Consider the following 12,999-nt stretch of genomic DNA (forward strand, 5'->3'; position numbering starts at 1 on the left):
TATTTTTTATTTTTTAGTGATTTGTTTTTTTAACATTACTTAAATCAACACCTTTAAAATATTTATCTAAAATATATTTTGGTTGTTTATTATCTGGTCTTTGCTTTAATTTTTTATAATCATATTCCATTGGCAAAATTTTATCAGGATTCATGTTTGCGGTATCATCTGTAGACTTATACCAACCTGCCATTAAACTAGATAACTCTTTAACTTTATCTTTATATTCTGGCTTATATGCTAAATTATTTATCTCTATAGAATCTTTTACCAAATTAAATAATTGTTGATAATTTTGTTTTGGGTATTTAATTAATTTCCACTCATTTGTTCTAACGGCTCTTACAGTGTTTCTATACACAGTATATAAAGATTTACGAGTTTCCATGTTTTTACCTTTTAATAAAGGTGTAAAAGATTTACCATCTATTGCTGTTGGTTTTGGTAACTCACATAAATCTGTAAGTGTGGGAAAAATATCGAATAAATAAAGTAAAGCATCACTTTTTTGATTTTTAGTAATACCTGGACCACTTATTATTAAAGGAACTTTTGTACTGTGTTCATACAAGTTTTGTTTACCTAATAAACCATGACTCCCTATTCCTAATCCATTATCTGAAGCAAAAACAATAATTGTATTATCAAATAAATTTTTATTTTTTAAAGTTTGAATAATGTCTCCTATACGCTTATCCATATGGCTTATTAATGCATAATAATCAGCCAGAGAAGCTCTTATCATTTCTGGTGTTCTAGGCCAAGGACCTAATGTTTCATCTCTTATATTCATATTATCAAACTTAAAAGGATGCCATCCTTTAAAATTGCCAGGTAGCGGCATTGCTTCGTCTTTATACATACCTATATAATCTTCTCGTGGAGATCTTGGATCATGAGGGGCATTAAAAGCTACATAGCAAAAAAAGGGTTTTTCTGTTCCTTCTTTTGCATAATTATTTAAATAATCAATGGCAGAATCTGCAAATATATCTGTAGAAAATCCTTTTTTAACTGGTTTTGTTAATTTTCCATTTTTGTCTAAATCTCTAACAGGCGCATTAAAATAATCTGTCATTCCCATTGTCATCACATTTTTTCCTTTATCAAAACTAGCTTCAAAAGCAGAAGGCTCGTTATGCCACTTACCTGTACCAAAAGACTCGTAACCAAATTGATTAAAATACATAGGCATAGTGGTAACTCCGTCTAATTTTTCGTACACATGAAAAAGACTTTTACCACTCATTAACATAGCTCTACTAGGTGCACATATTGCTCCTTGGTTCCCCCCCATAACATATGTATTCTTAAAACTAACACCTGTCTGTGCTAGTTTGTCTACATTAGGTGTACTTATATAACCATTGCCATTAGCCCCTAAAGCATCTGCTCTCTGATCATCAGAAAAAATAAATAATATATTGGGTTTTTTTTTATTTATTTTCTGATTTTGACTTATTACACTATAATTAAAACTAAAAATAAAGACTAGGAGTAGTGATTTTACAATATTTATTTTCATTATTTTAATGAGAGTTAAAATTTATAATTATTTATTTTTTAATATCTACTTTTCTCTTTATTAGAAAAAATATAAAACCAGAAGTAATTAATTTCATAATAATGAAATTATTACACAACTAGCATTTCCTACAAATATATATCTTACAAAAACTTGTATAGTATTTACCAATATCAATAAGGGGTAACAAATGTTGCAATTCTTTAAAAAAGAATAATCATCTGCTTTTTCTTTTTTTTATACTTTGTTGTTTAAAATATTTCACTAAAAAAAATCGTCTAAAACAAAATTAGTTTAGACGATTTCTTACTAAGAAAAAACAAATTTTCTTTAATAAATTACCACTCTTCGAATCTTAAATCATACTCAACAGCTTGTCTTAGTATTAATGTATCACTTACTTGATAATTGGTACCTCCGGCAGTGTAAGAATAATCTAGTGTAATAGATCTATCATCATTTACAATACCTGATCCTGCTAAATTTGTAATACCAGAACTTGAATTATCAATAGTAACTATATTATCTTCTTCGTTTATATTAATCACAAAGTTTTGATTATTTAAAGCACCTATTCCTGGTGTGCGAATAGAATTTCTATCTACAGTAGTCATTTCCCAAGTTTGGTTATTAATTAAATCTGATTCATTATATTCGATCTCATCTACAACTGCTCCCGAATCATCTAACTCTTTTTGAGTTCCTTTATGATAATAAACACCCGAATATTCGCTTATATATTTTACAACTAATACAGTATAATCTTTGGTATCTAAAATAGAATCTAAAGACGACTCTGTAATTCTAATTGGCAATGCATAAGTATTTTGAGTTGCTAAAGGATCACTTGTAAATAAATCTCTATTTAAAGATACAGTAACATCTCCTATAAACTCTCCTTTAGGAATATTCATTTGAGAATCATTACTTAACTGATAATATGCTTCTGGTAACAAAGTAAAACCACTAGCACCGCTTACTGTGTTTAAAAGATCTTCATCAATCTGAAAACTGGCATACTCTTCTACATCGTTTGTTCTTTTTCCACCTAAACTTACACCTACTTTAAATTCCATATTATCATAAGACACAATGGTTCTTAGAGGTTTTTGTGTAGCAAAATAGACTGTTGTGTAATCAAAATCTTCTATATAATCATCGTACTTCTCGCATGAACTAAACATAATAGTTAATGCTAATAATATTAAACTTATATTTTTTATTTTCATTTGTACTGTTTTATAAATTATTAAATATTACCAACCTAGGTTATTAATTAAATTTGGACTCTTAGACATTTCATCATAAGGAATTGGTGCGTAATAATATTTAACATCGTTAAATACTCTTTCTTCAACAACAACTTCTTGATAATCTAAAGTATCGTCAGAGTTTTTTGTTATTTCTATACCTTTAACCGTTTCGTTTAAAGGCAACAAGCATCTTCTTAAATCAAAATATCTATGATTTTCGAATGCTAATTCTAACCTTCTTTCTCTTTGAATTAATTTTCTAAATTCATCTTTTCCTAAAGCAGCAACCTCATCTACATAAGTATTATCGGTTATTCCTGCTTTTGTTCTAATTGATTTAATGATTTGTACCGCTGTCTGAGTTAGATTATCGCCTAAACCTTGAGGTCCATAAGCTTCATTAGCTGCTTCTGCTAAATTTAAAAACAATTCTGTTCTTCTAAAATAAGGGTTATAATGACGTTGACTACTTGAGTTATCTACACTTATAATACCTGGTACTAAAGATAACCATTTTCTAACATAATATCCTGTGCGTGTGTTTCTAGTATATTTTTCTCTAGAATCTAGACCACCAACATAAGTTTCTAAAGTTCTGTTATTAAAACTTCTACCATTGTATAAAACATTTAAATAAAGTCTTGGATCTCTATTTTCATAAGGGTTATCGGCATCGTATCCAGAACGAGAGTCTTCAATAGGATATCCATTTTTAGTATAAAATGCGTTCACTAAATTTTGAGAAGGTCCAGTTCTTGCCCCACCACGTTCTCCTATTGGGTAATTATTATTTTCTAAAGCAGAACTTGTAAAGAAACTTCTCCAAATAAATTCAGCAGGACTAGTATTTGAACTAAAATGCCCTTCTGTTAAACTTATAAAATCTCCTATTTCATTAATAGCTTCTTGTGCTTGAGTTGCAGCAATTTTCCATTTATTAATATAAGCTGTTTCATCTACTACATTAAATTGCCCCATACCTGTTAACTTTACTACATCATCAGATTGGTAAGCAGGGCTTGCTGCATATAATGTTACTCTAGATTTTAATGCTAATGCTACATGTTGGTCTGCTCTACCTAAATTATTGATTCCTGTTGTTGGATTAGAACCAGAATAAGTACTTGGTAAGTACACCATAGCACTATCTAAGTCTTTTATAATTTGCGCAACGCAATCACTATAACTATCTCTTTTAACAGCTTCTAAATCTAATGCTTCTTCATCTGATAGAGATCGTAAAACAATAGGGTATCCTAAAACATCTCCATCATTTGTTTTCCCTCCAAATGCTTGTAAAAGATGAAAACTCCACCATGCTCTTAAATAAAAAGCTTCTCCTTTTAAATTATTTCTTTTTAATTGATCTGCTTCTTCAGAAGTAATATCATAATAAATATTGTCTCCTAATCCGTTTTCCATGAACAAATGTACATTTCTAATTTGATTATATGCATTGTCCCATTGACCAACAATAATGTTACTTGGAGTTAACCCCCCAGATCCTAAACGATAAACACCATTTGAAAAATTATTGGTAACAGCGTTATCGGTTGCACTATCTAAAAAATCACCTCCATAACCATCTACCACTGTATTAGGTATGTTTGCATAGGCATTTAATAAGATTCCTTCTGCATAGTCTGGCTGGCTATAAACCCATTCTTCACTATAAGAATTTTCTAATTCTGCATCGAATGAACATGAAATTTGCAACAATGCAAATACCATGAATATATATTTAAATAAATTGTATTTCATAATCTAAGTTTTTTAAAATGCTAATGATAAACCTGCTGTAACAGTTCTAAACAAAGGGTAGTTTGTAACACCTGAATTTGGAACTTCTGGATCTAAATCTTTTACTCCTGACAGTACAAATAAATTTGTACCTCTAACATAAAATCTTGTGTTTTTTACAATCCATGAATCGTTAGAGAACGTATAACTTAGCTCTACATTTTTTAATCGGAAAAATGCTGCATTATCTAACCAAAAAGTAGAAGTTACATTATCATTTAAAGGAGTTAAAGTTGTTAATTTTGGTTGAGTACCATTAGGATTGTTTACTGGATGAAATCTATCTGAAGCCAAGACAGAGTATTTACCTTGACCAAAGTTTCTATAATAAACATTATTCTTTATCATATCTACTCCTGTATCTGCTACACCTAAAACAGATAAGCCAAAACCTTTATATTCTGTGTTTAAATTAATTCCAAAACTTGCTCTTGGAAAACTGTTTCCTATTACTTTTCTATCCTGCTCATTAATAATACCATCATCATTTAAATCTTGGTAAGACAGGTTACCTACCCCATAGTCTCCTAAGGCTTGAAACGGGGCTGCATCTACTTCTTCTTGAGTTTTAAAAATTCCGTTAGAAACATAACCAAAAATAACATCAGATGCTTGTCCTGTAGCATTTAAATAAGTATCCATATTATCAATAACATCTGCACTTATTACTTTGTTTTTTGATATTAGAAAATTTCCACCTATGTTAAATTTAAAATCTCCATAGTTCTTTAACCAATTTATACTTCCATCAAAACCTTGGTTTTTTAATTCTCCTAAGTTTTCTGGTATTTTTACATATCCTATAGTACCTGATGTATTAGAGCTTGGACTAGAATAAATAATATCTGTTCTTCTTTGATTAAAATAATTAAACTCAAACTGTACAGATTTGTTAAATGCTAACCCTTCTATACCTATATTATATTCTTTTGATTTTTCCCATTTTAAATCTGGATTTCCAAAATTATCAAACCCTATACGTGCAGAAGATGTACTATTTCTTTCTCCAAAAGACATAGAACCATTGTTAGAATAACGTGTTTCATATAAATAAAAATCTGTATTAGCATCATATCCTAAAACACCATAACTTGATTTTAGTTTTAAATAATCTAGATTGTTATTTTTAAAGAAATCTTCTTCACTTAAAACCCATGCAGCTCCAATAGAATGTGCTAAAAATGAACGATTTCCTTCTGCAAACTTATTACTTGTCATTAAAGCGTAACTACCCTCAACAAAAAGTTTGTTATCAAAAGCATAATTTGCTTTAAATACTGTATTAGAATTTTTAATATGCTGTGTTCTAGCATTATTCTCATTTAAGTAATAGAAATGCGATAAATCTAAAGTAACTTTATTTTTTTCTGCAAAGCTAGTTTTGTATGTAATGTTAGAAGTAGAACCTAAAGACCTTGTTGAACTACTACCACGTTCTGTTCTATTGGTTTCAATAGTACGATTGTTTAATTTTACATAGTTTATTTCTCCAGTATCACTATCTTCAACTAACTCATAACGAATAGGGTTATTAATTTGGTCTGCAGCGTGATATTGATAATTATCAAAGTTCAATTGTGTTTTAACCGTTAAACCAGGTAGAACACTATTTAAATCCCAATCTAAACCAAAGTTTGTTTGTCCATAAAAAAACATATATTCTTGAAAACCTCCATAAACTAAATCTCCATACAGACTAGTTCTATTTTGTTGAGATCCACCAAGTGGCGGAATTAATTCTTCTCCAATAGTTGCTTCTTCTCCTTCAAAATTAGGATCTTGAATTACAAGAGGAAACTCATTTGGTCTTTCTGTATTAATTTTACCAAATACTTGATCTTGACCTAATTTACCCCATTTTCTATATTCAATAATACCGTTTCCTTCAATATGTCCAACTAAGTTATCTGTAATCTTAAAATCTAAATTACTTCTTACATTTATTCTGTCTTGTGTAACATCTTCTCCAATTTTCTCAATCCCTTCTGTACCAATATAACCTAGATAAACTCCATATTGCGATTCTTCTGTTCCTCCAGAATATTCGAAATTTACTTTTTTAAGTGGTGCGCTATTATTTAGAAAATATGAATTATGATCAATATTAGGATATAATAAATCAAAAGGACCAGAACTTGCTCTATACCCAGCAATATCTTCTTCAGAATACATAGGCATTAAGCCATCATTAGCCAAAGCTTCGTTATACAAAGTTGCATAGTTAGCACTATTTAAATATTCTGCCATACGTGTGTTCATGTTTACACCATATTCTACAGAAGCTTTTACAACTTGTGTATTTTTACGTCCCTTTTTGGTAGTAACTAAAATAACTCCGTTAGCCGCTCTTGATCCGTAAAGAATTTTTGCAGACGCATCTTTTAAAACTTCTATACTTTCAATTTCTTCGGCAGTCATAAACTCTAAAGAACGTTCTATTCCATCAACAACAGTTAATGCTGTACTATTTGTTAATCTACCTAAACCTCTAACGTAAATATTAGGTTGATTATTACCTAAACCATTTGTTGTCATTTGAGTAGAAACTCCTGCTAAACGACCTTGTAAAGCATTGTGAAAAACTACATCTGGTTGAGATTCAAATTCTTTACCAGAAACCTTAGCAACAGCTCCAACAATTTCTCTTTGCGTTGTTGTTACATTTGCAGGTAATTTTAAAACATGCTCTGCGCCTGTAAATAATGGAGCTTCTTCTAGTATTATTTTACCTGATACATTTTCTTTTTCTAAAAATATGGTTTTACTTTTATAACCATTGGCACTTATTAACATTATATTGTCAATTAAAGCTGTTATAATAAAGCTTCCGTCTGACGCTGATTGCGTTTCTACCATTCCATCTCCTAATGCTATTGTTGCATTAGCAATAGGTTTATCGTTTTTATCTACTAATGTAGATTTAATATTTAAAACTACTTTTTCTTGTGCATATGTTTTGCTAAACAAAACAGTAAATAACAAAACAAAAAGTATTGGTAATATTTTAGTTTTAGATTTTTTCATTAGTCTAGTTTCTATTTGTATTTTCATATTTACCATCCTGGATTCTGTTGAAAGTTATACAAGTCTTGTACATCATCTTGATGTAAAGGATACCAATAGTTTCTTAGTTCAAATCCTCGTTGTTCCGATGTTAAATCGATATATTCATAAGTAAAGTCTAGAGTACTTTTATCTGCGATACTACTATGCCCAGCTGGTGGTATAGCTCTTACTCCTCTAATTGGCTCTTTAAAAACATCCTCTGCAATCATCCATCTTCTTAAATCATGCCATCTATGATTTTCCCACATAAGCTCTACTGCTCTTTCTTTTCTAATTCTATCTCTAAAAATACTTGCAGAAGTAGTATATTCTGACAGTACATTTGGCATACCTACTCTATTTCTAATAATATTAATAGCTTGTACCGCTGTTAAACCGTATCCTTTAGGATCTGCATTAGGTCCGTATGCCTCATTCATAGCTTCTGCATAATCTAAATACACTTGAGCTACTCTAATATAAATTGAGTTTAAAGCATAAATATCATACAACCTAGTAAAGTTATTTGCTTCTGGCCAAATGTATTTTTTACACATGTAACCAGATAACATTCTATTTCTAGTATAATTACTTGTGGTTTGTATTCTATAATCTCTTCCATCTACATATAACTCTTGATATATAGGTGATCCACTAGCATTAACACCCCACTCTTCACCTGGAACAATAACATTGTTATAAAAACGTGGATCTCTATTTGCATAAGGGTTTTGAGGGTCGTAACCAGATCTTGAATCATCAATATCATAAGCTTCATCTCCATTAATTACCTCGTACATATCTACAATGTTTTGAGTAGGATTAGAATATGCAGTGGCATCATTACCTGTTCCTCCAGAAAAATATTGTGGTAGATAATTACATCTTAACCCTCTTGATTGACTAGACCTTTTACCTGCGTCTAAACGAAACCATAAAGATTCTGGAGAAGCTTGAATACCATCAGTATAAAAAATGTTTTTATATTCATCTTTATTCATCAATCTAAAACCTGCTCCACCAGACCCTGCATCAATATATGCTATTAAATCATGAGCATATTCTGCTGCTCTTTCGCTCCACTCTTTACTATAATCTAAATATTGTGTTACTTGAATATTATTTTGCATTAAAGGACTTGCGGCATATAATGTAGCCATAGATTTTACAGCCATTGCTGCCCCTTTAGTTACTCTACCAAACTCTGCATTATCCCATCTGTCTGGTAAAATAGCAATTGCTTTGTCTAAATCTGTTAACAACCATTCTGTACTTTCTGAATAAGATACACGATAAAGATCTGTATCATCATCAGACGAATAAGCTTTATCTAAAATTGGCATTCCTCCACCTCTTTGAATCATTTGAAAATAATACCATGCTCTAAAAAAGTAAGCTTGACCTAATAATTGATTTTTTTGTTCTTCTGTTAAATTTGGAACCAAATCATTTTCTACTCTTTCTAAAACTTTATTAGTAACTCTTATTGAATATTGCGCATTAGCCAAGGCAGTACCTTGATCGTAATTAACTCCAGCTCCCCAACCGATTTCAGAAACACCTTCCCATCTATTATACCAAGATCCAGGGTTTAGAATAGTAGCAATATTACCATTAAAAGGACTTCCTCCTTCATCTGAAAGTGCATTAATAGAAGTTCTATTTAACCTTTGTGAACGCCAGTGATGTATATCTAATAATAACTCGTAGCAATTATCTAAGTAACCTCTTGTAGACTCGAACCCTGAAAAAATATCTTCTTCTGAAACTCCAAAATCAGGATTAATATCTAAATAATCTTCACATGATGAAATTGCCCCTATAAGAACAAACACCATTACTATTTTATAAAATTTTGTTTTCATATCTTAATCTGTATTAAAATGAGACTCTTAACCCTAAACTATATCTTTTTACAATCGGATAATTTCCTGTTCCACTACTTTCTGGATCCATTTGATCGCCTAGCTTAGACCATGTGAATAAGTTGTTTCCATTTGCATAAAGCTGAGCCGATTTTAACCCTAGTTGTTTAATAATTCCTTTTGTAAACCTGTAACTTATTTCTGCACTTTTTAATCTAACATAAGAACCATCTGTATATGTTAAAGTACTAGATTGCGTATTATGTGTATTGGTAGTGTGTAATGCTGGCTTGGTAGCTGTTGCCGCTGTTTCTGGTGTCCACCTATTAACTACATCTTCATTAGCTTGAATAAAACCTCCAAAATCAAAATAATAAGCATTTGGTATAATATATCCTACATTGGTAACACCATAAAAGTTAGCTGATGCAGAGAAGTTTTTATATCCTATATTTATCCCTAATGAATAAGTATTTAAAGGGAAACGAATATTTTGATCCATAGCTACCAGATCTGCATTGGTAATCTCTCCATCTCCATTATAATCAATAAACATAGCATCACCTGGTGTAATCTGAGATTGTACTGTTCCTAAATTTGGTGTTGCCCCATTGTATACATCATCTAAACTTTGGTACAATCCTCCTTCTAAATATCTACTAGTCCAACCAATAGGTTTACCTGCTTCATTTAAATAATCTAGTTGTAATCTAGGGTCATTTCTATCTAAAACTCTGTTTTCGGAAAATGCTGTATTAAAATTAATACCATAAGTTAAATCTTCTGTAATATTATCTTTCCAACCTACTTGAAACTCATAACCATGTTTTTTAACCTTTCCTAAATTACCCTGAGCGGTTCCTGTTACCCCTACGTAAGCAGGAATTCTAACGCTCATAAGAATACCTGTTCTTAATTCTCTATAAAAGTCTAAACCTAAAGTCAATTTTTTAAAGGCTTCAAATTTAAAGCTTAAATTATGTACTTCACTTTCTTCCCATGTTGAATTAGCATTGGCTAGCTGCCCTTCTGTATATCTAGGTCCGTAACCTGTAACACCATCATAACCAAAATTTACATTACTACCTGTACCAAAAGTTTGTACATATTGGAAACGATCTGTATTATCATCACCGGTAATACCATAAGAATAGTTAACTTTTAATAAGTCTAACCAACTTCCGGCAAAAGATTTAATAAAAGGCTCTTCAGAAGCTACCCAACCTACACCTAAAGAAGGAAAGAATCCAAAACGTTGACCAGGTGCAAATTTTTCTGAACCAGAATACGAACCGTTAACTTCTAATAAATATCGTTGTTTATAATAGTAATTTAATCTACCAATCCACTCTTCTCTTACAGATTTATAACCTGTTCTTCCCGTATCAGACTGTCTCCACATAATAGCATTTGCACTTACTTTATGATCTCCTAATAGTCTTTTGTAATCCATTTGAAACTTATAGTTTAATCTTCTACTATAAGAGTATAAGTTAGGTGTTGTTGCTGTTACCGTTGTTCCTTGAGACACATCTGTTGGGTAACGAATTTCGTTAATTATCGGATATGTAACACTACCGTCTGCTGCTACAATTGGATTTGAATAATCATACTCTCTATAATATCTAATAATACCAACGTTTGCAGAACCTAGATTACCTCTTAATATTCTACTCTCATAACTAGAACTAGAGGTGTAGTTTATACTTCCTTTTAAACTTAATCCCTTTGTTAAAAAATCTAATCCCTGTGTAACTTGTGCATCATAAAAACCTTGATAATATCTATACTTTCTTACCCCTCCTTCATTTAAAGCCATAATTAGGTTAGATTCTCCATTAGAACTATCACCATAACCATCTTCATATTCTATTGGAAAAACATTTCTAGGTGCTGAGTAAAGAAGGTTAAAAAATTGTGATTGTCCAAAACCATCTTCTCCATTACCATCAATACGATAACCTGGTTGTTGTCTTAATCTGTAGTTTCCAGAAAAATTTACACTTAATTTAGTAGTAGGTGTTACATCAAAATCAAAATTAGATCTCCAATTGTACTTTTTTAGATTAAAAGCTGGATCATATTCTTCTTGTGGTGTTGTTTTAAATATATCACCATCGTTTCTATATCCAAGTGAAACGAAATAACGAATAAGCTTAGAACCACCACTCATATTTAAGTTATAAGTTTGCTCTGTTCCTATTCCTAATACTTCATCTGTCCAATTAATCTCTGGAAAATAAATATTATTTGGTCCTCTTTGATCGTAATTTTGTGTCCATGCATCAATTGTTGATTGTGGAATTAATTGCTCCCACGCTCCTGTATTTATAGCTGCTTCATTATATAATTTTTGAGCAGTTATATAATCTATATAATTTGGCTCTGCTGTAGATTTTTTAAACCCAATATTAGTTGTAAAGTTAAATTTTGGTTTACCAATCTCACCTCTTTTTGTAGTAACTAGAATAACACCATTTGCCCCTCTTACACCATAAACGGCTGTTGCAGACGCATCTTTAAGTACAGAAATAGATTCAATTTCATTAGGGTCTAAATTGTTAATATCACGCTCTATACCATCTACTAATGTTAACGGCCCTCCACTTCCTTGCCAAGAAGATCTACCTCTTAAATATATACTAGCTGCATCTGAACCAGGTTTACCATTAGAGTTTATGACTGTTAAACCAGGTAATGCTCCTTGTAATGATTCTGATACTGTACTTACTGACCCTACTTGCTCTAATGCTTTACCTTTTACAGATTCTACAGCCCCAATTAATGTTTGTTTTGTTTGTTTGGCAAAACCCACAATTACAATTTCATTTAAGTTTGTTGTATCTGGATTAAGCGTAATCTTTAAATCTGCTGGAGCTGTTATGTTTGAAATAACTTTAGTTTGATAACCTATATAACTTATTTCTATATTAGAGTTATACTTTACCCTTAGACTAAACTCACCAGAGAATCCGGCTGTGGTTCCTCTAGATGTTCCTTGTTGCACAATAGAGGCTCCTATTAATGGGTTACCTAATTCATCATAAACCTCACCTTTTATAACAACATCTTCTTGTAATTCTACTTTATCTGACAAATTGTTATTTTCTGCCATTAATAAATAAGGTGCACTTATAATTACTATATATAAAAACAATTTATGTAACCTTATTGGTATTTTCATTATTTTTAATATAAAGCAATTAAATTTCATTTTATAATTCAGTTTCATATTCATTAAATGATTTAGTTTTTATTGGTGTTAATTAAATAAAATTACTGTTAATTTTTTGTAAATTTAACAAATCACATAGTTCAACACTTCTCAAATAAGGGGTAATAATGTTGCTTAAACAGTTATTTTACTGTTTTTACAGCTATCTTTAGTTACTGATGTTCGACTTTAAAAAAAATGACAACAAACTCTTTCACCCAAACAAAACAACCTAAATACCAACACTTTATATTTACAACAAATAGACTTAAAGAATTCTTAATCTACTAAAAACAG

General features: G+C 30.7%; 6 protein-coding genes. All 6 read right to left on the reverse strand.

The genetic code is table 11. The annotated features are described in order from the left end of the window. Window positions 1-13: 13 nt before the first annotated feature. A complete protein-coding gene (locus KI686_RS05335; RefSeq protein WP_237588231.1) occupies window positions 14-1,525 on the reverse strand; it encodes a sulfatase family protein in 1,512 nt (503 codons plus the stop codon). Window positions 1,526-1,863: 338 nt separating this feature from the next. Next, the gene (locus KI686_RS05340; RefSeq protein ID WP_237588232.1) at window positions 1,864-2,754 is read right to left on the reverse strand and encodes a BT_3987 domain-containing protein; all 891 of its coding nucleotides are present in this window, start codon (window positions 2,752-2,754) and stop codon (window positions 1,864-1,866) included. Window positions 2,755-2,781: 27 nt separating this feature from the next. Then, the gene (locus KI686_RS05345) at window positions 2,782-4,539 is read right to left on the reverse strand and encodes a RagB/SusD family nutrient uptake outer membrane protein (protein WP_237588233.1); all 1,758 of its coding nucleotides are present in this window, start codon (window positions 4,537-4,539) and stop codon (window positions 2,782-2,784) included. Window positions 4,540-4,551: 12 nt separating this feature from the next. Further along, window positions 4,552-7,602 (reverse strand): SusC/RagA family TonB-linked outer membrane protein, encoded by a 3,051-nt coding sequence (locus tag KI686_RS05350; RefSeq protein ID WP_237588234.1) that lies wholly within the window; start codon window positions 7,600-7,602, stop codon window positions 4,552-4,554. A 29-nt stretch (window positions 7,603-7,631) separates the two neighbouring features. Continuing rightward, window positions 7,632-9,488: a RagB/SusD family nutrient uptake outer membrane protein gene (locus KI686_RS05355; RefSeq protein WP_237588235.1), complete on the reverse strand. Its 1,857-nt coding sequence runs from the start codon at window positions 9,486-9,488 to the stop codon at window positions 7,632-7,634. A 13-nt stretch (window positions 9,489-9,501) separates the two neighbouring features. Next, window positions 9,502-12,672, reverse strand: a complete 3,171-nt coding sequence (locus tag KI686_RS05360; RefSeq protein WP_237588236.1) for a SusC/RagA family TonB-linked outer membrane protein — start codon at window positions 12,670-12,672, stop codon at window positions 9,502-9,504. Window positions 12,673-12,999: the final 327 nt, after the last annotated feature.

Origin of the sequence: Polaribacter sargassicola (assembly GCF_021991835.1) — a bacterium.
In the GTDB taxonomy this organism is placed as follows: domain Bacteria; phylum Bacteroidota; class Bacteroidia; order Flavobacteriales; family Flavobacteriaceae; genus Polaribacter; species Polaribacter sargassicola.

Bases quoted from the DNA above. Each gene is read 5' to 3' on its own strand.
- KI686_RS05335 (WP_237588231.1), bottom strand. From the start codon at position 1,525: ATGAAAATAAATATTGTAAAATCACTACTCCTAGTCTTTATTTTTAGT.
- KI686_RS05340 (WP_237588232.1), bottom strand. From the start codon at position 2,754: ATGAAAATAAAAAATATAAGTTTAATATTATTAGCATTAACTATTATG.
- KI686_RS05345 (WP_237588233.1), bottom strand. From the start codon at position 4,539: ATGAAATACAATTTATTTAAATATATATTCATGGTATTTGCATTGTTG.
- KI686_RS05350 (WP_237588234.1), bottom strand. From the start codon at position 7,602: ATGAAAAAATCTAAAACTAAAATATTACCAATACTTTTTGTTTTGTTA.
- KI686_RS05355 (WP_237588235.1), bottom strand. From the start codon at position 9,488: ATGAAAACAAAATTTTATAAAATAGTAATGGTGTTTGTTCTTATAGGG.
- KI686_RS05360 (WP_237588236.1), bottom strand. From the start codon at position 12,672: ATGAAAATACCAATAAGGTTACATAAATTGTTTTTATATATAGTAATT.